Origin of the sequence: Fontibacillus phaseoli, assembly GCF_003337355.1 — a bacterium.
GTDB classification, from domain to species: Bacteria; Bacillota; Bacilli; order Paenibacillales; family Paenibacillaceae; genus Fontibacillus; species Fontibacillus phaseoli.
Genome location: NZ_QPJW01000002.1, coordinates 277,383 through 299,322, shown reverse-complemented (window position 1 = coordinate 299,322; position 21,940 = coordinate 277,383). Strand labels below are relative to the sequence as shown.

Annotated in this window: 19 protein-coding genes and 3 pseudogenes; 14 read left to right on the top strand and 8 right to left on the bottom strand. The window is 48.3% G+C overall.

What is annotated here, in order from left to right:
- Positions 1 to 149: 149 nt before the first annotated feature.
- The 3 genes from DFP94_RS08850 (at position 150) to DFP94_RS08835 (ending at position 4,421) form a co-directional block, all read left to right on the top strand.
- Positions 150 to 1,292, top strand: a complete 1,143-nt coding sequence (locus tag DFP94_RS08850; RefSeq protein WP_114496364.1) for an AGE family epimerase/isomerase — start codon at positions 150 to 152, stop codon at positions 1,290 to 1,292.
- A gap of 40 nt (positions 1,293 to 1,332) precedes the next feature.
- Positions 1,333 to 2,946 carry a glycoside hydrolase family 43 protein gene (locus DFP94_RS08845; protein ID WP_114496098.1) on the top strand — a complete coding sequence of 538 codons (1,614 nt, stop codon included), beginning with the start codon at positions 1,333 to 1,335 and terminating at the stop codon, positions 2,944 to 2,946.
- Positions 2,947 to 3,620: 674 nt separating this feature from the next.
- On the top strand, positions 3,621 to 4,421 hold the full coding sequence (locus DFP94_RS08835; RefSeq protein WP_114496096.1) for a CPBP family intramembrane glutamic endopeptidase: 801 nt from the start codon (positions 3,621 to 3,623) through the stop codon (positions 4,419 to 4,421).
- 150 nt (positions 4,422 to 4,571) lie between these two features.
- Here the strand turns inward: DFP94_RS08835 and DFP94_RS25970 are convergent.
- Positions 4,572 to 4,736, bottom strand: a pseudogene (locus tag DFP94_RS25970) (epoxide hydrolase N-terminal domain-containing protein); the annotation flags it as partial.
- Positions 4,737 to 4,920: 184 nt separating this feature from the next.
- Entirely contained in the window at positions 4,921 to 5,124 is a 204-nt protein-coding gene (locus DFP94_RS25965; RefSeq protein ID WP_245954695.1) for a hypothetical protein, read from the bottom strand.
- Positions 5,125 to 5,452: 328 nt separating this feature from the next.
- Between DFP94_RS25965 and DFP94_RS08820 the strand changes: the two genes are divergently transcribed.
- Both DFP94_RS08820 and DFP94_RS08815 read left to right on the top strand, forming a co-directional pair.
- On the top strand, positions 5,453 to 5,992 hold the full coding sequence (locus DFP94_RS08820) for a putative ABC transporter permease (protein ID WP_245954632.1): 540 nt from the start codon (positions 5,453 to 5,455) through the stop codon (positions 5,990 to 5,992).
- Positions 5,993 to 6,011: 19 nt separating this feature from the next.
- Positions 6,012 to 6,902: pseudogene (locus DFP94_RS08815) on the top strand (divergent polysaccharide deacetylase family protein).
- Here DFP94_RS08815 and DFP94_RS08810 read toward each other — a convergent pair.
- Entirely contained in the window at positions 6,889 to 7,593 is a 705-nt protein-coding gene (locus tag DFP94_RS08810) for an N-acetylmuramoyl-L-alanine amidase family protein (protein ID WP_114496095.1), read from the bottom strand. The pseudogene DFP94_RS08815 and the gene DFP94_RS08810 sit on opposite strands and share 14 nt — an antisense overlap.
- A 168-nt stretch (positions 7,594 to 7,761) precedes the next feature.
- Between DFP94_RS08810 and DFP94_RS08805 the strand changes: the two genes are divergently transcribed.
- Complete coding sequence (locus DFP94_RS08805) at positions 7,762 to 7,986, top strand: YqzE family protein (RefSeq protein ID WP_114496094.1); 225 nt, start codon at positions 7,762 to 7,764, stop codon at positions 7,984 to 7,986.
- Between the two features lie 30 nt (positions 7,987 to 8,016).
- Here DFP94_RS08805 and DFP94_RS08800 read toward each other — a convergent pair whose 3' ends face one another.
- The 3 genes from DFP94_RS08800 to DFP94_RS08790 all read right to left on the bottom strand — a co-directional run bounded on the left by DFP94_RS08800 (position 8,017) and on the right by DFP94_RS08790 (position 11,900).
- On the bottom strand, positions 8,017 to 9,003 hold the full coding sequence (locus DFP94_RS08800; RefSeq protein ID WP_114496093.1) for a hypothetical protein: 987 nt from the start codon (positions 9,001 to 9,003) through the stop codon (positions 8,017 to 8,019).
- A gap of 180 nt (positions 9,004 to 9,183) precedes the next feature.
- Positions 9,184 to 10,122, bottom strand: coding sequence for a YqhG family protein (locus DFP94_RS08795; protein WP_114496092.1), 939 nt, complete (start codon positions 10,120 to 10,122; stop codon positions 9,184 to 9,186).
- Complete coding sequence (locus tag DFP94_RS08790) at positions 10,119 to 11,900, bottom strand: DEAD/DEAH box helicase (protein WP_114496091.1); 1,782 nt, start codon at positions 11,898 to 11,900, stop codon at positions 10,119 to 10,121. The genes DFP94_RS08795 and DFP94_RS08790 overlap by 4 nt, the downstream gene beginning before the upstream one ends.
- Positions 11,901 to 12,470: 570 nt before the next feature.
- On the opposite strand from DFP94_RS08790, the gene DFP94_RS08785 reads away from it, so the two are divergent.
- The 7 genes and pseudogenes from DFP94_RS08785 to DFP94_RS08755 all read left to right on the top strand — a co-directional run.
- Positions 12,471 to 12,791, top strand: a complete 321-nt coding sequence (locus DFP94_RS08785; RefSeq protein WP_114496090.1) for a hypothetical protein — start codon at positions 12,471 to 12,473, stop codon at positions 12,789 to 12,791.
- Between the two features lie 104 nt (positions 12,792 to 12,895).
- The gene (locus DFP94_RS08780; protein ID WP_114496089.1) at positions 12,896 to 15,547 is read left to right on the top strand and encodes an adenosylcobalamin-dependent ribonucleoside-diphosphate reductase; all 2,652 of its coding nucleotides are present in this window, start codon (positions 12,896 to 12,898) and stop codon (positions 15,545 to 15,547) included.
- Between the two features lie 352 nt (positions 15,548 to 15,899).
- The gene (locus DFP94_RS08775; RefSeq protein ID WP_114496088.1) at positions 15,900 to 16,874 is read left to right on the top strand and encodes a LacI family DNA-binding transcriptional regulator; all 975 of its coding nucleotides are present in this window, start codon (positions 15,900 to 15,902) and stop codon (positions 16,872 to 16,874) included.
- A gap of 13 nt (positions 16,875 to 16,887) precedes the next feature.
- A complete protein-coding gene (gene rbsK, locus DFP94_RS08770; protein WP_114496087.1) occupies positions 16,888 to 17,772 on the top strand; it encodes a ribokinase in 885 nt (294 codons plus the stop codon).
- A 68-nt stretch (positions 17,773 to 17,840) separates the two neighbouring features.
- The gene (rihC, locus tag DFP94_RS08765) at positions 17,841 to 18,761 is read left to right on the top strand and encodes a ribonucleoside hydrolase RihC (RefSeq protein ID WP_114496086.1); all 921 of its coding nucleotides are present in this window, start codon (positions 17,841 to 17,843) and stop codon (positions 18,759 to 18,761) included.
- A gap of 24 nt (positions 18,762 to 18,785) precedes the next feature.
- The gene (gene dcuC, locus DFP94_RS08760) at positions 18,786 to 20,219 is read left to right on the top strand and encodes a C4-dicarboxylate transporter DcuC (RefSeq protein WP_114496085.1); all 1,434 of its coding nucleotides are present in this window, start codon (positions 18,786 to 18,788) and stop codon (positions 20,217 to 20,219) included.
- 180 nt (positions 20,220 to 20,399) lie between these two features.
- A pseudogene (locus DFP94_RS08755) lies at positions 20,400 to 20,531 on the top strand (tyrosine-type recombinase/integrase); the annotation flags it as partial.
- 182 nt (positions 20,532 to 20,713) lie between these two features.
- On the opposite strand, the gene DFP94_RS26495 reads toward DFP94_RS08755, so the two are convergent.
- Complete coding sequence (locus DFP94_RS26495) at positions 20,714 to 20,845, bottom strand: type II toxin-antitoxin system RelE family toxin (RefSeq protein WP_425459249.1); 132 nt, start codon at positions 20,843 to 20,845, stop codon at positions 20,714 to 20,716.
- A gap of 121 nt (positions 20,846 to 20,966) precedes the next feature.
- Positions 20,967 to 21,200 carry a hypothetical protein gene (locus DFP94_RS08745; protein ID WP_114496082.1) on the bottom strand — a complete coding sequence of 78 codons (234 nt, stop codon included), beginning with the start codon at positions 21,198 to 21,200 and terminating at the stop codon, positions 20,967 to 20,969.
- Positions 21,201 to 21,533: 333 nt separating this feature from the next.
- Between DFP94_RS08745 and DFP94_RS08740 the strand changes: the two genes are divergently transcribed.
- Complete coding sequence (locus DFP94_RS08740) at positions 21,534 to 21,920, top strand: hypothetical protein (protein WP_114496081.1); 387 nt, start codon at positions 21,534 to 21,536, stop codon at positions 21,918 to 21,920.
- The last annotated feature ends 20 nt before the right edge of the window (positions 21,921 to 21,940 follow it).

Here is a 21,940-nt window from a genome sequence, read left to right as displayed (position 1 = left end):
CTGACAAGTTCTATAATCACCGCATCTACGGCTTAAAAAACTTCATTTCATAAACAAAATCACAATGATACGCTTTTATCAAGCGGGAAAATTGGATACCGTTTGAGCAAATACCCGATGAAAGGCGGGAACATTTCTTGTTAAACGCTATGGAACTACAATGGCTGGATGGCGTCATCGCCAAAGCGACGGCCAAGATTGACGCGGTCAGCGAGCGCTCCCGGAACAAAATTCCTTATACGACCGTGAACGGGGTGCATGACGACAAATCCTTGGATAATCCTTCAAGCAGCGAGGCTGACGGCATCAACTGGTGGACTAACGGTTTCTGGGGGGGCATGATGTGGCTCATGTTTCATGAAACCGGCAACGAAAAATACAAGGAAATCGCTCAAATTTCCGAAGCGAAGCTGGACCGGTGCTTTGAGGAATTTTACGGGTTGCATCATGATGTCGGGTTTATGTGGCTACCAACCAGCGTCGCGAATTGCAAAGTAACAAGCAATCCGGAATCCCGGAAGCGTGCGCTCCATGCCGCAAACCTTTTGGCGGGACGCTTCAATTTGGCGGGGGGCTTCATTCGGGCCTGGAACGATCTGGAGGAAGGCGACACGCGCGGCTGGGCGATCATCGACTGCATGCTCAACATCCCGCTTCTCTACTGGGCGACGGAAGAAACGGGGGATCCTCGCTTCAAGCAAATCGCAATGAAACACGCGGATACGTCCATGTCGGCCTTTGTCCGTCCTGACGGATCCGTCAACCATATCGTCGAATTCGACCCTTTTAACGGGGGAGTGGTTCGCTCGCACGGTGGACAGGGATATGGGGAAGGGTCTTCCTGGACGCGCGGGCAGACGTGGGCGCTTTACGGCTTTATGATGAGCTATATTCATACCGGAAAGGAAGAGTATTTGCAGACGGCCAAGCGGGTTGCGCATTATTTTATGGCCAATATTCCGGAGGACGGCATCATCCCGGTCGATTTCCGGCAGCCAGAGGAACCAAGGCTGGCGGATGATACGGCTGCAGCCATAGCGTCATGCGGGCTCATCGAAATCGCCAAATCTGTCGGCGGACATGAAAGCCGCTCGTATGCAACGGCGGCACTTAAGCTGCTCAGAACGCTGGACGAATCGCGTATCGATTGGTCTCCGGATACCGATCACATTCTGCTTTACGGCACAGGTGCTTATCACAGCAAGACGCATCATCACGCGATTATATATGGCGATTATTATTTTATGGAAGCGCTCTTCAAGCTGAAAGGCAACGATCTTTATTTGTGGTAGCCGCCGGAGCGTAGGCTTGAAGATCTAAGGGGGCAACGTTTTGAACACGATTAAAAATCCGATATTGAGAGGATTTAATCCCGATCCGTCCATCATCCGGGTGGATGACGATTACTATATCGCCACTTCCACGTTTGAATGGTTTCCCGGCGTGCAAATTCATCATTCCAGAGATCTGGTGCACTGGGAACTGATTAACCGGCCGCTGAACCGCCTAACACAGTTGGATCTTCGGGGTGTCGGCGCCTCGCAAGGGGTTTGGGCCCCATGCCTGACTTATCACGATGGCATTTATTATCTGGTCTACACCGTCGTTAATTCTTTCTATGTCAAAATGTACGATACCCCCAACTACCTGGTGACGGCGACGGATATCCGCGGGGAATGGTCGGAACCGGTTTTTCTGAACAGTTATGGGTTTGACCCCTCGCTTTTCCATGACGACGGACGCAAGTATATCGTCAGCATGGTCACGGATCACCGGGTAACCAAGCGGTACAAGGGACATCTGGTTATTCAGGAATACTCGGAGAAGGAACGGCGCATGATTGGGGACGCCGTGACCATCTATGCGAGCAACGATATTTTTCTGGAAGGCCCGCACATCTATAAGCGAAACGGCTATTATTATTTGTTCGCGGCGGATACGGGGACGGGCGAAGGGCATGGCCAGTCCATGTTAAGATCCAAAAATTTGTTCGGCCCTTACGAAGCGTATCCCGGCAATTCGCTGATGACGGCAAGAAATCATCCCGATCTGCTATTGCAGAAAGCGGGGCATGGCGATCTTGTCGAGACACAGAACGGAGAGTGGTATATGGTTCATCTTTGCGGGAGAGCGCTGGAGAACCGGACGGAAAAGGGCGACCGCAAATATACGCTGGGCCGTGAAACAGCGATTCAAAAGGTGGAATGGACCGAGGACGGCTGGCTCCGCCTGGCGAACGGCACTGTGCTGCCGGATGCGGAGGTGAAAGGGCCCGATCTTCCACCTCATCCGTTTCCGGGCCGGCCGACCCGGGACGATTTCGACCACGATAGGCTGGATATCCATTTCCAGTCGTTGCGCATTCCGCTCGACCACACGTTTTATTCCCTGACGGAGCGAAAAGGGTATCTCCGGCTTTACGGAAGGGAAGGACTCGGCTCAAAGTACCGACAGAGCCTTGTCGCAAGGCGCTGGCAAGAGTTTAAATTTACGGCGAGCACCTGCCTCGAATTCGAACCGACGAGTTTTAAGCAAATGGCCGGCCTGATTTGTCTGTACGATACGCATAATTATTATTACTTACACGTTACGCATGATGAAGATTTAGGACGCTGTATCAGCATCTTGTCCTCCATCAATAACCATTACGCAACTCCAATCGGATACGTTTCTTTGTCGGATAGCGCTGATCGGATATGGCTGCGCGTTGAGGTTGATCATGACAAGCTGCAATTCGCCTATTCCGTGGAAGGAGAGTATGCGTTCCAAAACATCGGACCAGTTCTGGATGCCAGTACGCTATCCGATGAGGCATGCGATGAGGGCTGGTTTACGGGGGCTTTCGTCGGTCTATGCTGTCAGGACCTGACCGGCTTTCGAAAACCGGCTGACTTCGATTATTTTGAGTACTTTGAGCCTGCGATGAAAGATAGACAGCTGAAATGATGAACAAGGGATTTCGTGATCACTTACGGCATGCCTAAAGGTGCTGAATTACTCGTTATGCCTGTTGGTTCAAGCAGCCTGAGTTGAAATGCGGGGCGTGGAACGGCGGAGAGTGGGCTGATTTTTTCGTCGTTCTCTCCAAATTCTCTTTAACGTCCAAAATTGGCCGCAATATATGGAATCGCCGGGAATCCTTTGCGACGCTTGGCGAAAAAACTGCCGAAAATCCTGATTTCGCAAGGCTTTTGACAATTCTGTTCTCGATTGTCTTAATTTTTGCTTGGTTCCCAACCGCATACGCGATTCAGGCCCGTGTGGGCCCTCCCCCGTGGAGGTTCGAGTCCTCTCGACCGTATCAATTTAACAATGAATGAGCTCTTGAGTTTCCTCTAGCGGAAATTCAAGAGCTTTTTGCGTACCCGGAATTTGCATGGTATTGCTCATGACTTGAGCCGAAGAAAGCTTTGAGATGTATTCAAGAAGTACATAAATGTTGGCGGTCGTAGAATAGTGGCTATGTCCCAACCATGCCTGAATTTTCTTTAAGTTGACACCCTTGGCAAAAAGCAAGCTGGCACAACTTTGAAATGGCAGAAAGCAAACACTAGGTGATAAAAGTCAAAGTGTCAACCGTAAAACTTTATGTATACTTCAAACTGTGAGGTGAAGAAATCATGAGAGACAAAAAAATCATAGTTCAATTTACGGTTCTTACATTTGGCATAGCCTATCTTGTGTCAGGTGCTTTGATTGCTCTTGGGCCATTCGGATATTCGGTTCACAATTGGGTTCACTCGTTACAGCAATTTGGAATGAATATTCCTTTTGCAATCTATATTTTGTCGCCCGCTATTGCCTCATATATCGTTTTGAAGAAAAATAACAAAATAGCAGATTTTAAGGAATGGTTGAAAACTGTTTTTTACGCCAAAAATAATATATCTCTTTATTTGTTCGTTGTTGCAGGGCTTGCACTGTATTTTTTGATACATATTGCAGTTTCAGGCCGTACGGAAATGGTTCTTCCATTTTATGCATTCTTCCTTGCCCTGCCCGGGAATCTTATGATCGGTGGCTTGGAGGAAGCCGGTTGGATGTACATATTGCAGCCTGAGCTTGACAAAAAATATGGTTTTGTTTTATCTTCCGTTTTTGTCGGAATCCTTTGGATTTTATGGCATATCCCTCTCTTCTTCATTCCGGGGACGAATCACGGAGAGGGACTTATTAACTTTTGGATGTTTGCAGTTCAACTCATGGCATTTCGGTTTTTCAACGGGGCAATCTACAAAATATCGGGAAAAGGCCGTGTGTTCTTGTGTGTATTATTCCACACCATGTTCAATGCGGCATCCCCTATCTTTGGAACCATGACTATGACTTGGGCAGGAACCATTGCCGCAAATGCTGTGATTGTATTTGTTTCAATTGTAACCGTTGTGATATACGACAAAAAGAGCAGGCGATTAGTATAACCATTTTCTTCATTAATGCCTTTGTCCAACAATGTGAAAGTTACAACAAAACCGGCTGAACCTTTACCGGAAACCCTTGCGACGCTTGGATCAGGTCCGTGTAGGCTAACCCCCCCTGTGGAGGTTCGAGTCCTCTCGACCGCATTGGATTTACAAACGAAGAAGCTCCCGAATTTGTCCCTGTGACGATTCGGGAGCTTTTTGTCGTTGAATCTCATTTTGAAGCAACGCTTGCTCGGCCTTGCGCCAGTCGTACCGATTGATCCAGTAGACGACGAGTTCCTGCAGATAGTTCCGGTTTACGCCGTAAAACCAGTCGTCGTTTCCGGTGTCGAGAGGCTATCGGGTCGCTTTCAGGCGGATTTACAGATCGGTAAGCAGTTCGTCCGATAGATGGATCGGACTTGGTTCCAGTGCGAAAGGAGCTGTAGTCATATTGGTTCCTCCTTGTACTATGAACGTTCAATTTGGTTGATGATGATAGACTCGCGACCCGCAATCAACGGGAATGCGAATGCGGAGATTTGGCAGGCCTTGAATCGTTGCCCAATTTCGCCAAATGCCGCATGGCGGGAATAGCTGAGGCGATGGACGGTTTTTCCTCCGGGTTTAGTCCATCCATAATTTTGGAAAGCTGCGCCATACGATCATTGCGACGGGACTCGATAACTTGAACGCCTAGTGCGGTAAAATGCACCAACACGACTCGGCCGTCCTTCGGATCAGGTCTGCGTTCAAGAAACCCGTCCCGCTCAAGCCGTGTCACCAACTGGGTAATGGCGGACTGCGTAACCTTTCGGTGGCCGTTAGTTCGGTCAGGCGCATTGGGCTTTTGGACGTTAAAGTGTGCAAAACGGATAACGAGGTAAAACTAAGCTTTTGAATGGCAGGCCATCGAATCAGGATTCTCGTCAATTCTTCGAGCACCAAGGTGAAATCCGCGACATTGACTTCATAAATCGATTAACCGGTTTCTTACGCGCATAATCGGTACGGAGACAGTCATAATAAAAAGGTCGATTCTGGATAATTTGGATGAAAGGCATGGTGATACGCTGGTGGCGGAGTCGCTTTTTTATTTTCTGCTCTATTCGCTGTTCGGCTATATCCTGGAAAACGTATATAGTCTTGGGACAACGGGAGTGTTTTGGAAAGAAGGGTTCATGAAAGGGCCATACAAACCGATGTACGGCTTTGCGCCTTTGCTGCTTCTGCTTTTTTTGGGCGAGTCTCGAAATCCGTTTCTGATTGTATTGTTATGTCTGGCGGTTCCGACGGCGGTGGAATATGTCAGCGGGTATTTGCTTCGGACGTTGTTCGGACGCCAGTGGTGGGATTACTCCAATAACCGCGGGCAGCTTCATGGGCATATTTGCCTTCGTTTTTCGCTCTATTGGGGCATCCTTTCCCTAGGGTTTCTCCATTATATTCACCCGCTTATGGAGCGGGTATATGCGGGGTTGGAATCGGTCTGGAATATTGCAGGCCCTGCTTTGCTATTGCTGTTTCTGGCGGATTTGGCCTGGACTTACAAGACGCGGCGGAGCGATTGGAAGCAAAGCCTGATTTGAAGAAGACCGCGAATTCAAAATGAGAGAGGCGAATGAAATGCGATGCATTAAAAAGAAAGCAAGAAGCTTAGCCTGTCTGCTGCTCGGGTCGCTGTTGTTGAATCCGGCCGCAGGGTCGGCTGCGGCGGAAGCGGCGCCTGTGTTGACGCCGATTCCGCAAGAGGATCAAGCTCAGGACAAGCAGGCGGCGGAGTCACAGCAGCGACTGGCGATCATTATCGATGATTTGGGTAACTCGATGGGCGGGACGGCGGAGATTCTGCAGATGCCGGTAAAATTAACGGTTGCGGTGATGCCTTTTCTGCCTACAACGGAGGAAGACGCGAAAAAGGCGCATGAGTAAGGGCATGACGTGTTGCTACATCTTCCGATGGAGCCGAAGCAGGGCAAGCCCGAATGGCTGGGCCCAGGCGCGATTCTGTCCCGGATGAGCGATGAAGAAGTGCGCACGGCTGTCGAGAAGGCCATAGATAATGTGCCCTATGCCAAGGGAATCAACAATCATATGGGCTCCAAAATCACCGGGGACGAGCGGATCATGGCCGTGATCCTCGATGTTTGCCGCGAGCGGGGACTGCTTTTCGTGGACAGCAAAACGAACTACCGGTCGGTTACGGCGCAGATCAGCGAAAAGAAAGGGATGCCGAATCTGTACAACGATATCTTCTTGGATGATGTCCATAGTTCGCGCCACATAGCCGGACAACTTCGTAAGGTGCAGGAGTTCCTTGACAAGAAAGGCCAATGCGTTGCGATCGGCCATGTCGGAATCAACGGGAAATTAACCGCTGCGACGCTGAAGCAGTCGCTTCCCGAGTTCCAGGCCAAGGGGGTCAAGTTCATTGGAATCTCGGAATTGGCGTACGAAGGCCCCAGCGTTGGACCGGGGCGGGGGGTTACATTACCGTAAAATATTCGGCGATGCCAGCATAGATCGCTTCCGCGATTTTCTGTTGACCGCGCGTGCTGATCAGCATGGCGCGGTCTTCGCTATTACTGATGAATCCGGTTTCCACGATGACCGCAGGCGAGTCGATGTGCCTTAGCAAATAAAAAGGTTTACCCAATTCAGGCAGCGTAGTCCGGGGCAAATCGTACAAATCGTCCAGGGCGTGTTGAATGGATCCCGCCAGCGCCGCGCTGCGCCCTTCTTCCTGATGAAGAACGAGCGGGCCTCTTTTGGCCTTGTTGCGACCCCAGTTGACATGTACGCTGACAACGATGGAGGCGGGCACCTGCTCGCTCAGTTCTTTGCGCTGGGCCAAATCCCGCATATGCCTGGAACGGCTGTTCAGCCAGCGGTTGTCGTCGCTAAGCGTATAATCCCCGGTACGGTTCAGGATCGTCCTGTAACCGTGGCTTCTCAGGATCATATACAATCTGCGGCCTACGGCCAGATTGATGTCTTTTTCCAGAAGATCGCCGAAAGAAGTACCCCCGTCAATGCCGCCGTGGCCCACGTCGATCAAAATGACCGGCTCCGGGAAGGCGTGACGGAGGTCGTTATCATTTCCATCGGCCGATGCGGCAACGGGGGCGATCCATACATGGAAAGCCGTGAGCGTGAAAAGTAACAGTATGAGGTAGGTCTTGATTGTCATGATCTCACCCTTTTGTCGGCTTCATAAGCTGCAGTTTGTCGTTGATCTTTAGTCCATAGGTTGAGCCGTTATTTCACAAAACATGCATTCCATGATGATTGTTTATGATGACCTGAAAAGGTGCACACTACGGAATAGAAGCATGCATGAGAAGGAGGTGGCGACAGCATGGCAAAGGGCGACGAATTGGTGAAATACATCACGGAACGGGTCGTCGATTACGTTGAGACGCCTAGGGATGTAAGGAAGGAGCGTTCGCGGGGGAGAGAACCTTGGGTGAACCGCTGGTTCGGCATGATTCCTTTCTCAATCTCCCTGTGGATGAAGCAACTCCCGCGAAAACGCCAGCGGGACAAGGGAACCGAACGATTCATATCAAAAGGCAGCCGGTAAGACTCGGCTGCCTTTATTATTTGTATTACATTAATCTTTATAGGCGACAAATTTGCCGCTGTTCAGCAGCGCATCAAGGGAAATCCATCGTTCGGCGGAATCCGTGCCCGTAAGAATATAAACGGCGGGGGCATCCCCGGATGAGACCGAGTCCGACTTCCAGGTTTGGTAACCGTACACGGGTAAAGGAATTGAATAAGTGCGTTCCGGGCCGCTCGCAACAAAAACAAGGCGGCTGCTGGTCTTCAGAGCTTTCAGGATAGGGTTGATATGGCCGGCGGTAGTCCGAACAGCCTCCTCCGTCATCCACAGAATATTATCGTAAGGGTCAAAAGGGTCGGCCAATCGGATGGTTACTTCCGAATTCAACGCAGGTTGGCCGCTTCCGGCCGCGGAGGCAGGCGGCCTATATTTTGCCGCCTGTCTGTTCCAGCTTTCCGTACTCTCGGGGAGCACCTCTCCGGTAACGGCGTCAAGAAAGTGGACGGTTCCGGGCTTGGCGGTGGCGGAGATCATCCATTCCGCCAGGGCGGGCCCGGCGTAAACCGGGGTAATGCCGGTGCTTGATCTGCTCTTCGATGAAATTCCAAGTTCGGCCAGTCCGGCTTCCAGAGCGGGCTTCGCAAAAACGGAATTCTCCCCTAAACCGTATTCGACTAGCTTATATGTCCCTTCCGGCGTAGCGGAGATGATTAAATATCCTAAAGGTCCGGGGGTGCCGGAGGTTCCCGAGTTCAAGGTCACTAGCCAGCTATGCGTTCCGGGGCCGAGCGGTTCGATGATGGGGGAGGCTTGGGCCCAGCCGGTGAACGTCTCTTGCTTGGCCAATTCTTGTATTGCCTCGGCAGCGAATTGCTGCAGCTTCTCAGGTGCCGGGGCCACGTCATTATCCGCAGCCGCGGCGGATGCAAAGCCGAAAAGAAGCTGTTGACCGTTAGCTTGAAAGGCACCAAACCAAACGAGGCTGGCGCAAAGCAGGATTCGGGCATATCTTGTTGTAATCGTTCCGATCTTCATAATCAATCACCTGCACTTCATTAGGTTTTGGTGAACATGCCGGTTTCCTTGATGACTGTACAGAGGTGCTTGTCCATTGTAGCTAAGCGGAGTTGAAAAGGATGCTGCAATCTGTCGCGCGGCAGGGCTGCCGATTCCTTCTATTTTTGCTCTTTTTTAGCGAGAACGGTCAATGTCTGTTTATCGCGGCGAACGCAGGTGAAAGATGCCGCTGCCCAGAGCGGATACGACAATTCTCGGCTCGTATTGCCAGCGGATTTCTCCCCGCCGTGATTCGTACTGCTCCATGATCGCCTGCTTGCGTTCTTCGTCGGGGTCTTCGAGCAGGTCTTTATAGTAGGAATCGATCAACGCAAGCTCCTCGTTAAGCCGCTCTTTGGCTTGGTCGGCCCAGGCAGGATCGCATTCTTGCAGCTTTTCGCTGATTCGGGTCTCCACGGACAGACGCCCCTGGTCAAGTGACAAGCGGGTCGGTGCAATGTGCATGTTTTCCGGCATGCGGGGAATGAGCGTCATGCCGGTGAGCCTCTCGCCGAAGTCTTCATCGATTTGGCCCGTTAGCAGCGAGACGCCGAAGAAGTGAAGCTCCTCCCGCTTCATATCGCAACTGAACTCGATCTTGAAGCGCAAGCCGAGCCAGGGCTCGTAGGCCGCGGGAATCAGGGTGGATCGCTGTCTGGGGCCCGGATCCTCAAACAGGTAGACCGCTCGTCCGCCTTGTCTGGCGGCAGTAAAAATCTGCTTCAGCCGGGGGCTGCCGAAATGCATCTCTTCGCGTTGAATCCGCCCCGGCCCGAGGATCGGCAGGGGCCTCATGGCACCGAAATGCCGGCCAAGGATAGGATCTTCCTGCGGCGGGGCCTCGGCTTTGGGAGATGCCACATCCTGCATTTTCTGATGCCGATCGGCATCGAAAATAAAAGAAAAGGTCATCGTCTCCGGTTCGACGCCCGTCCGTTCGATGAAGCCCCAGTAATAAGGCCGGTTCGTCAAGTCGCGGTCGGCGCGGGCAGACAGCTTGACCGTGACGTGATACGGCGATTTTTCGAGAAACTGGCATTCCGTCGTATCCAGATAGGTCATGACATATTCGCGGATTTGTTCCTGGGTCATCGTCATGCTTCATCCACCTCCAACAGATGCTGCAGCCCGGTAGCTTCTTCAGCGCCTGACCCTTTCGCGTCAATTTCTTCGCGGATCGAATGGAGCGATCGGCCCAGGGAATCGACCCGGGTGGCGATTTCTTCTTCGCTGCCGGATTCCAGCAGGATTTTGTAGATGCTTTTTTCCAGTGAGTCGTTTTTCTCGAACCGTTCCAGGATCACGTCCAACTGCCCGATGACCATTTCGAACATGTTGATTTTTTCGTGCAAAAGATTCAGGATATGTTCTTCGATAGTTCCTTTAGTGGACAGATTGTAAATCTGGACGTCGTGTTGCTGGCCCAGCCGGTGGACCCTGCCGATCCGCTGCTCGACCCGCATCGGATTCCAGGGCAGGTCAAAGTTGATCATCTGATGGCAAAATTGCAGGTTGATCCCTTCCCCTCCGGCTTCGGTAGCGATCATGACCTGGGCCCGGCCGCGGAACAGATCCATCATCCAGTCTTTTTTGCCCCGGTTCATGCCTCCGCGGTAAGGCACGGCCGTCATATTTCGTTCCCGGAAATATTTGAGCAGATATTCCTGGGTGGCGCGGTACTCGGTGAACACGATGACCTTGTCTTCCATGCCGCGGATGAGCTCCATCGTTTTTTCGGCCTTGCTGTTCACCTGAATTGTCTTGATGATGCCGACCAGCTCCCAGATTTTGTCGCGCAGCGGGGAATCGGGCGCCAGTTTCTTGGACAAGTTGACCAGGGTGACGAACACTGCATCGCGGCTGCTGCATACTTCCCGCTGTAGGGTTACGAGCGAAAGCATGCTATTGAGGTCGCCGCCGGCTGCATTGTATTGGTCTTTGACAAAGGAGGTGACCCCGTCGTATAATTTCTTTTCTTCGGGCGATAGTTCGACGTTGATATTCTTGACGTTGCGTTTGGTGAATTCCAGTTCGCCGTCGCCGCGCCGGTTGCGAATCATGATTTTGGCGAGCTCGCTTTTGAGCTGGCCTTCGTTCTTCGGTATTCTTTTATCGAATACAAAGTTGGAGGCAAAGTCGTTTTGTCCGCCCAATTGACCCGGCTTAAGCAGCGTAATCAGGTTGAACAGTTCGCTCAGGTCGTTTTGCACCGGGGTGGCGGTGAGGAGCAGACAGTATTTTTTCCGCAGCTTCAGCATGAACTGGTAGTTGGTTGTCTTCTTGTTCTTTAGCTTATGTGCTTCATCCACGATGACCATGTCGTATTCATTGTTCAGTAAAATATCCCTATGCGGATCGCGCTTGGCGGTATCCATTGAGGCGACGACCACGTCGTTCTGCCAGGAGTGCTCTTTTTTTTGCGCAATTGCCGGGATGGCGAACTTCTGGTTCAGCTCACGGACCCATTGCAGGACAAGGGAAGCGGGTACCAAAATCAGCACTCTGCGGACAAGTCCGCGGATGATGTATTCTTTCAGGATCAGCCCGGCTTCGATCGTTTTGCCCAGGCCGACTTCATCAGCCAGGATGGCCCGCCCGCGCATCTCGAACAGCACCTTCCGGGCCGTCTCCGTCTGGTGCGGAAGCGGGGTAACCTGCTCTTGCGGCAGGTGCTTCAGGCACTGCATTTCTTCAAAACTCGTAACGAGAGAAGCCGTTTCGGCCTGACCGGCGAGGTTGAACAGCTTCCAATCGTCCCACGGGCCGCCCTTGTTCAGTCGGGCTTCCAGGTCTTCGTACCAGCTACTGTCGAATTGGACCGGAACGGCGGGGAGCTTGGCGGAATTACCGGCTGAGCCTGGGGGATGCGGATTCAAGATGTAAAACCTCCCTTATGCGTGATGGCCTGCGGCCATCAGTCTCTTCTTGCTGCATGAATGTTCTCTTGCAGAGTTAGGTGTAGTATGGACGAAAAAGAGTAACTTCATAACTTGGCAGGGGAGGTTTGCCTGGAGTGGGGCAGTCGGGAGAAGGACATGAAATGGTCCGGTTCTGTTCGCCCGGCTTTGGAAGGCAGCCGTGGCCGCAGGGGATTGGATTTGGATTTTTTTCACGGTAATTTCATAGGCGCTTGTCGAAAAAAAGAGCAATTTGGAGCAATTCGATGATCGGTTGGGCCTGATCCATTTTTATGGCTAAAATTTCATTCTTCGTTGCTGTGACAACGAGATATTGTATAGTATAATGGTATTCGCACACAATATGTTGTGATTTTTACATATTATATACCGTTTCTAATGTGTGCGCTCCGGTTATAAGTTGGTAGGGAAAAGCCCACAAAGCGACGTCATTATGGCCGATTAGGAAGGTTGCCTTTCAACCGGTGGCCGATATTTTTTTGTGGTTTTGCCTGGAAATGGCGAACACTAAGCGTTGGATGCAACGACTTGCCTAAGACATGCGGCAATGATCACGAAATAAGTACCTTTTGGGTCGCTATTTTGATGATCGGGCTGGTTTTCGGGGAAATAGCGGATTTTTACGATCTTATTTCGAAGTTGATCGCCTTTGGTAAGGGTATTTTGGTAAAAGCGGCCGGAATAGCGCCTTTTATTACCGCTATTTTGAGAAAAATTATATGGTTAGGGCAAATAGCGCCCAAATGGTCGTTATTAGTAACGATTGGTTATGAATCTGCGTTACGCCGCCATGGAAGTCCCCCCTTTCCTGCCGAACCATGCTTGTCATTTGCCGGCTCAGGCTTATGAGGGAAACATGAATAAATTCAAGCGGATGCTTTCGAAGCAAGTTTTGTTTTCGAAGCTCGTTCCGAAAGCATACGCTCAACAAAACTTTTAGGAGGGTGTTTTCTTTGAAAACCGTGCAGAAACAGACCCTGGAAGGGCTAAGCGAGAAAATCTTTTTGGACCGGTACGCATGGAAGGATGCTGATCCGAGTCATGCCAAGGTCGGCGACGTGGTCCTTGTCCTGACGAAAGATGATCCGAAATTCCCGACCAAGGAAGTCGGCGAAATCGTTGCCCGTGAAGGCCGTACCGTTACGGTCAAGACTCGTAAGGGCGAGCTGGTGGAGTCCGATGTAGAGAAGCTGACGCTGAATATCGAGAAAACCCCGGAAGAAATGTGGGACCGCCTCGCTGGTGCGATGGCGTCGGTGGAAGAAACTCCCGAGCTTCAAGCGGAGTGGGCGGAGAAATTCCGTTACATTTTGGATGACTGGAAGCTGGTGCCTGGAGGCCGGATTGCAGCCGGAGCCGGTGCGAGCGATGAACTGACTCTTTTCAACTGTTACGTAATTCCATCGCCAAAAGACAGCCGCGGCGGCATTATGGAAACTCTGTCGGAAATGACGGAAATCATGGCTCGCGGCGGCGGTGTCGGTATTAACCTAAGCTCGCTGCGTCCGCGCCGTGCCGTCGTTAAAGGGGTAAACGGTTCGTCGAGCGGCGCCGTATCCTGGGGAGGTCTGTTCAGCTACACGACCGGTTTGATCGAACAAGGCGGCAGCCGCCGTGGCGCGCTGATGCTGATGATCAATGATTGGCATCCGGATCTGCTTGATTTTATTACGGTGAAGCAGACGATGGGGCAAGTGACCAATGCCAACCTGTCGGTTTGCGTCAGCAACGACTTTATGAAAGCCGTTAAAGAAGATCTCGATTGGGATCTGGTATTCCCGGACACGACCGAGGAGAATTACAACGAGATTTGGGACGGCGATCTGGACAAATGGAAAGCGGCAGGACGCAAAGTGGTCCATTTCCGGACGGTCAAAGCCCGCGATGTGTGGCACACGATTATGGAATCCGCCTGGAAATCGGCCGAACCGGGTGTCGTATTCATGGAATACTACAACCAAATGTCCAATAGCTGGTATTTTAACCCGATCATTTGTACGAATCCGTGCGGTGAGCAAGGACTGCCGGGCTGGGGCGTCTGCAACCTGTCGGCAATGAATCTGTCGAAGTTCTATGATGAAGAAAATCATGATGTCGCTTGGGACGAACTGGCTACCACGACCCGATATTCGGTGCGGTTCCTGGACAACGTCATTAACAAGACACCCTATCATTTTGAGGAAAACGAGAAAAATCAGAAAAACGAGCGCCGCGTAGGTCTCGGCACGATGGGCCTGGCCGAATTGATGATCAAATTGAAAATCCGTTACGGGAGTCCCGAATCGCTCGTATTTCTTGATAAATTGTACGGCTTCATTGCCAAGGAAGCTTACCTGGCTTCGGCTGATATCGCTGAAGAAAAGGGTTCGTTCCCGGCATTTGAAGCGGATAAATATCTGCAAAGCGGATTTATGAAGGTGATGACGGAGGTGTATCCTGAAGTAGAGGAAGCCGTCCGTGAAAAAGGTGTCCGTAACGTCACCATCATTACCCAGGCGCCGACCGGCAGTACTGGAACGATGGTAGGGACTTCGACAGGGATCGAGCCTTATTTCGCCTTTAAATATTACCGCCAAAGCCGTCTTGGTTTCGATGAGCAGTTTGTTCCGATCGCGCAGGATTGGATGGATGCTCATCCGGGCGAGAAGCTGCCGGATTATTTCATCACAGCGATGGATTTGTCGGCAGAGGATCATATTCGGGCGCAAGCCGCGATTCAGCGCTGGGTCGACAGCTCGATTTCGAAAACGGCCAACTGCCCTTCGGATTTCACGGTTGAAGATACGAAACGCTTGTATGAGTTGGCGTTCGATCTCGGCTGCAAAGGCGTAACGATTTACCGCGACGGCAGCCGCGACGTGCAAGTGCTTCAAACGGAGAAGAAAGAAGACAAGGGCGAAGCCAAAGAATCTGCCGATGCGGTTGACGAAGCAGCAGGATCTGTTGCCGGAGACGCAGCTTCGGAAGAGGAACTGGAAACGCTGAACGGATTGAACCAAAACCTCGCAGTTTCGGAGGAAACTGTTGAAACACAGAGCAAGCAGGTCGTTGACAAGCAATACAAAAAACGTCCGCAAGTGCTTCACGGGGCAACCTATAAAATCAATACGCCATTCGGCATGGCTTATATCACGATCAATGATCTGAACGGCATTCCGAGCGAGATCTTCCTGAATGTAGGCAAAGCCGGTTCCGACGTGTTCGCGATGGCGGAAGCTTTGGGACGCGTCTGCTCCTTATTCCTCCGTTACGGGGACCACGGACAAAAGGTCGAGCTGCTTATCAAGCATCTGAAAGGCATCGGAGGCTCCGGAGCGATCGGCTTCGGACCGAACCGCGTGGAATCCATTGCCGATGCGGTGGCCAAAGCCTTGGAAACCCATGTGCAAAACGGTCCGTATGACGACCATGATCCCGCACCGGTAGCCGCCACTCTGGCTTATCATGAAGATCACCATGGTTCCGCATCCGTTGTGGATTCGCATTCCCATGCCGGCGCCGCAGTCACTTCCCGTGACTTGTGCCCGTCCTGCGGTTCCGCCTCGCTGATCAATATCGAGGGCTGCAAAACCTGCAGCAACTGCGGGTACAGCAAGTGCTCGTAAGCAGAGATATGTCGTAATTAGAAATTGTCACCAATCGGAAGATGATTTTTCATCAGGTTTGAATATGCATGACTGGGGGCTGTCCCAAAAGGGTAATGCCGGATGAGTCAGTCCCAAAATCAGAATGAAAAGGCCTCCAAAACCACCCTAATGTGGAGTTAGAGGCCTTTATTTTGATTTGAAATCCGACTGAAGTGGGAGCTGAAAATCAAAAAAATGACTTTTGTAACAGGCTCTTTTTTGTATTTGAGAGTCATCATTGATAATGAAGTTTAACTGGGTGTTGACTTATGATAGGTTAAGTAGTATATTCTATGTGTAACCGGTTACCTATCTGAAGTGGAGTGAAGATATGGCTTCAATTAAAGATGTTGCTAAGCTTGCTGGTGTATCCGTCGCCACCGTATCTAGAGTACTGAACGACAAAGGATATGTGGGACAGCATACAAGGGAAATGGTAGAACAAGCGATTAAAGAATTGAATTACAAGCCAAACGAGGTAGCTAGAAGTCTGTTCAAGAAACAGTCGAATACGATTGGCTTAATCGTGCCAGATATTATGAATCCTTTCTTTCCCGAGTTAGCTAGAGCTGTAGAAGATACGGCCTCTAAATTTGGATACAATGTTATTCTGTGCAACTCAGATGAAGATAGGTTGAAAGAACAAGCATATCTAGATACACTACAGCAAAACTATGTAAACGGTATCATTGTTTCATCAAATACAATGACCGCTAACCAGATAATTGAGCTTAATATCCCCGTGGTAAGTATTGACCGAGAAATTAGCAAAGGCCTTCCGACGATTGTTGTGGAGAACATGAAAGGGGCCAGTGAGGCTACTCGCTTTCTGATGAATAAAGGATGTAGCAGAATTGCCCATATCAGAGGTCCACAGGGAGTTGTCAATGCTGAAGAACGTTGTGAAGGTTATAGAGAAGTAGTTCATCAGGAATCGTGGTTCAGTGAAAGCTACATTGTCGATGGAGATTATGATATGGAATCTTCAATCGAAGCGACGCTAGAACTTCTAAAGACCCACCCTGAGATTGATGGTATTTTTGCAGCGAATGATATCATGGCGATTGGCGCAATGAAGGCTGCTAACCAGCTTGGAATAAGGGTGCCTGAGGAGCTTGCGATTATTGGATTTGATGGAATTAGGTTATCTTCCGTAACGATTCCAGAATTAACGACCATTGTTCAGCCGATCTACGAGTTAGGTGAAAAGGCAACAACGATGTTGGTTAGTTTAATGAATCAGCAAGAAGTTGGGCAAACTTATTATAAATTAGATGTAGAACTTATAGAGAGAAATTCAACGTAAGGAGTAGATAGAGATGGAGAAGAAACCAATAATTACTATTGTTGGAAGTATAAATATGGACTTAGTTACAATAACTTCTCAAGTGCCGAAGAGAGGGGAGACGCTATTCGGAGAACATTTTCAAATGAATCCAGGAGGAAAAGGAGCCAATCAAGCAGTAGCTGCTGCTAGACTTGGAGCGCAAGTCCAGCTCATTGGTTGTGTTGGCAATGACAGATTTGGTCAGGATATTGTAGAACATTTGCAAAAGCAAGGTGTCGATGTAAGTGATGTGGAACCGGTTACAGATGTAACTGCCACGGCTACAATTATAGTTTCTGATCAAGACAACAGTATTATTGTTGTCCCTGGGGCCAATAATTATGTAACAGCATCGTTCGTTGAATCGAAACGAGATGTAATTGCAGATAGTGATATTCTGGTCCTTCAGTTGGAAATACCGTTAGAAGGTGTGCAAAAGGCAGTACAAATCGCCAAAGAAAACGGAGTTAAGGTCATCCTTAATCCGGCACCCATCCAACACTTACCTTCAGATTTAATTAAGGATATTGACTACCTTACCCCAAATGAACATGAACAGGAGCTGCTTAGTCAAGATAGAAGTGCAGAAGAGTTGGATGGTAAACTCATCGTCACGAAGGGCAATCAAGGCGTTTGTATTTACGAAGCGGGAGAGGAAGTAATCATTCCTGCCTATAAAATAGATGTTGTTGATACGACTGGAGCAGGTGATTCATTTAATGGCGGATTAGCTCATGCTCTAAGTAGAGGACTAAATTTAAAAGATGCTTGTAAGTACGGCAATGCCGTTGCAGCTTTATCAACGACCAAGCTTGGTGCCCAAACAGGGATGCCTACAGGTGCAGAAGTTGAAGCATTTATTAATAGCCAAGGATGATCAGTCCAGAAAAGCTATATAGCATTCAAGGAATCGCTTACTTCAATACATTCTAGGAGGAATATACAATGACAACCAGACCAATAATTATCGACACAGATCCAGGGATTGATGACGCAGTTGCACTAGCTATCGCTCTTTATAGTGAAAAGTTAGATGTTCGCCTAATCACAACGATTGCCGGGAATGTTGGACTTGATAAAGTAACATTTAATGCTTTGAGATTACTGAAATTTTTCAATAAAAATGTACCGGTCGCTCTTGGGGCTGACAGACCACTCATCAAGGACCCTATCGATGCCAGTGATATACATGGATCTACGGGAATGGATGGTTTTGATTTTGAAGAGCCAACACAAGAGCTTGTACTGAAAGAAAATGCTGTGAATGCGATGTACCGCGTCATTATGGACAGCAAAGAACCAATGACTATCGTTCCGATTGGTCCATTAACGAATATTGCTCTCTTGCTAAAAACGTATCCCGAAGTGAAGAAGAAGATTGCTGAAATTGTCTTAATGGGAGGATCCACAGGACGAGGTAATGCAGGTGTCATGGCGGAGTTTAACATTTATGCCGATCCTGAAGCAGCGAAGATCGTTTTTCAAAGTAATTTGCCAATTGTGATGGTGGGACTTGATGTTGGCTTGAAAGCTCTGGTGTACCCTGAAGATAGTGAGCAACTTAAGGTCATGAATCAGACAGGAAATATGATTTATCAGCTCTTTCAGAAATATAGAGGCGGTAGCATGAAAACCGGATTGAAAATGTATGACAGCACGGCGATCGCCTATTTGCTACAGCCAGAAATGTTCCAAGTCGTGGATACATTTGTTGATGTAGAACTACACGGTTCGATGACAACTGGATGTACCGTAGTGGATTTAAAGGGATATTTAGGGAAGCCTAATAACGCAAAAGTATGTGTGGATATCGATCCCCAAATGTTCAAGCAATGGTTCATGGATAGCTTAAAGAAATGTAACTAACAGTCCACTAGAGGAGGCCCAATCATGAATTCTAATATAATAATGTACGGCTCTGCTATTATCGCTGTAGCAGTAGTCATTTATATGTTGATTAAGAAAATGGATATTAAGATCTCCCTGTTCCTTATTGGTATTATACTGATCTTAGTCAGTACTGCTATAGGAAAAGAGATTGCTGTCAAAGATTTTGTCTCAACGGGGTCTGCTTGGCTAGATCCTCTTGAAGTGATTATTACTCAATTTAAGCAGACCTTTACTGCTGCCGGCTTTATTATTCTCCTATTGGGAGGATATACGTCCTATATGTCATCGATTGGTGCCAATGAAGTTACTGTAAGCGCATTAACTAAACCTATTTCTAAGATTAAGTCCGTTTATGTTCTAGTTCCACTTGTATTCTTATTAGGAAACGCATTATCACTCGTTATTCCTAGTGCTTCAAATTTAGCCATTATTTTGCTGGCTACACTGTATCCTATATTAAGAAAAGCGGGCATGTCCGCATTAACAACTGGGGCGGTTATCGCCACTTCAGCAACTATCGTTCCAACTCCTTTAGGTAGTGACAATGTGGCTATCGCGGAAGAATTGGCGAAACATTCTTCATTCGCGGGTTTGACGGTAACGGATTATGTATTTAACTATCATGCTTTGATTTCAATACCGACGCTGATTTTTATAGCGATTGTTCACTATTTCTGGCAGAAGAGAATGGATAAAAAGGCGAACCTAAAAAGTCAAGCTGGAAATGATCATGAGCCTGTGGATGCGGGTAATGTTGCTGCAATCACGGGAGGCAAATTATATAAAACCGTATATGCGATACTCCCGATCTTCCCGATTATTCTTTTGTTAGGTAATTACGCTGTTCAAATTACGACGGGTAAATCCATCGATATTAGTGTTGAGATTGCTACCTTAGTATCCTTTGTCCTTGCTATTGTGTGTGAATTAATTAGACATAAGGGAAATAAGAGCGTTCTCGAAAAGACGGAAGCTTTCTTCAAAGGAATGGGTGGAGCGGTTCCCATCGTGGCTCTGCTAGTTGCGGCCTCCGTGTTTGTAACGGGCCTGAAATCGATTGGCTTAGTTGACGAGCTTCAATCAGCTATGCAAAGTATTCAAGGTAACGGATTAGACTTTATTCTACCGCTCATCTTAGTGGCTTTAACGGCGCTTATTGTTATACTGAGCGGAAGTGGTACTGCGTTGATCTTTGCCATGGTACCTCTGATCGTTCCGTTAGCTGTAGCAGCGGGAATTAGTCCGATCGCCATTTCTGTACCGCTTGGTCTGTCAGGCAACCTCTTCAGAGCTGTTTCTCCTGTAGCTGCAGTTATACTCATTGTTGCAGGAACCGTGAAGACAGATCCAATTGCCCTTGTAAAAAGAACATCGGTTCCAATGATTGCTGGTGTAGTGTTTATGTTCGTATTATCTATGATCGTATTCTTATAATTCCGAAAATGTATAAAGGTCATAATAAATATTAAGAAGAGCAGGTGCATTATGCCTGCTCTTCTTAGTATTTTATGATCAGCCGCAGTTATGTTTCGCTCGTCGAGAAGCGGGCAGAACAAGCCGTCCTTGACCGAGCAAAACGCAAGGCAGGAATTTATATAAAAAGCATCCATCCCCACTTTGCGGCACTCTTTTGCAACTCATTTATTAGAAGGCGGCACAGACTCCAGGCATATCAAGGAACTCCTCGGCCATGCCAACGTAAAAACGACCCAGATTTACACCTGTATGCAAAAAGAACCTTGCTGATATTCGCAGTCCACTGGATCGCATTATGGAAGACTTATTCAAGCAGAAGAAGGAGCAGCGGAGATGTGCGTCTAATATACTTATTTGGGATATAATTGCGAAATCGTAAATGGAGACGAATTTGCCTTATGGCGGAATTCGTGGAAAGAACGTTAGGTGAAATTACTCAAGGATTTATAGACCTACAAATCATTATAAACATCGCCGCGTGGTCCAATCTTAATGACAGTGATAATAAGAACATTCTCCTCAATCGAATAAAGGATTCTAAAACTTCCAACACGAAGTCTATACATTGAGGGTTCGCCTTGAATTTTCTTAATGTCCAGTTCGGGATTGCTAGGATTTTATGTTAGGAGTAGTAAGTGATTTGAGATCCGCTCTTTACTCTTTTTGTCGAGTTTCTCTAAGTACTTGTATGATCGCTTGGATAACTCAATTTTGTAATGCATCTAGAATATCCTCGAACTTTATAGTTTTTCCCTCATGATATTCCTTTTTAGCTTCTCTTATTGCTTGAAGATCATCTTCTGTCAACGGCTCGTCATCGTAAGGAATATGATAATCAGATGGGTGGATAAGTCTTTTCACTAAATCAGCTACAAGTGGAATGTCTTTTTCAGATAGCTTATCAATTAAGTCTGTAAGGTCTTTTTTACTCATGGCCATGGGAACTTTCAACTCCTTATTGGAAATTTCAAGAACACTGTTACTACATTATAACATATTTTGAAGGCATCGCTTCTGGGCCAAGTAACTTCATCTAACAACGTGTTCACGCATCGGCGGACAAGCCGCCTCGGTCGCCAGATAAGGGAAGCAAAGAAGTAGATTCAGGCGACACATCCGCACCACCTAACCGCATCGCGGCCGCTCACTCTGTTCGCTTAAGGTGGTGGGACGTCGTGAACATGGAAACGTTATGGGAAATCAGCGTAAAGATTATATGTAAGTTCATCAAGATGATGGCAATGAAAGAATAGACTTATAGGTGTGATCTAAATGAAGAAGAAAACAAGAGAGATTATTGTCAATGGCAAGAAATATCTATATGTGATCAATCAAAAGTACTATCAAGAAAAAAGCGAAATTATATTAAAGATTTCGTTTGAGAAGACTAAAAACATTACTTGTACATTTCGTTTTATAACATGGGAAGATGCAATTACAGGTAGTCCTCTTCTAATGGGGGTGAGGCTAAAGAAAAGAGATGTAGAAGAGATCGAGAATTTCAATTTACATCACCCATCACAAATAAATAAATTCATTACAAATGCGATAGATAATGGATGGAATGGAGAAAGCGTTGTAGAGTTTGATGGGCTTGATATTATGAGCCAGTTAGGTTTCGAAGTATTATGGCTTAAACCAAGAAACCAGAATAATTAATATATTGTATGTGGGAATAT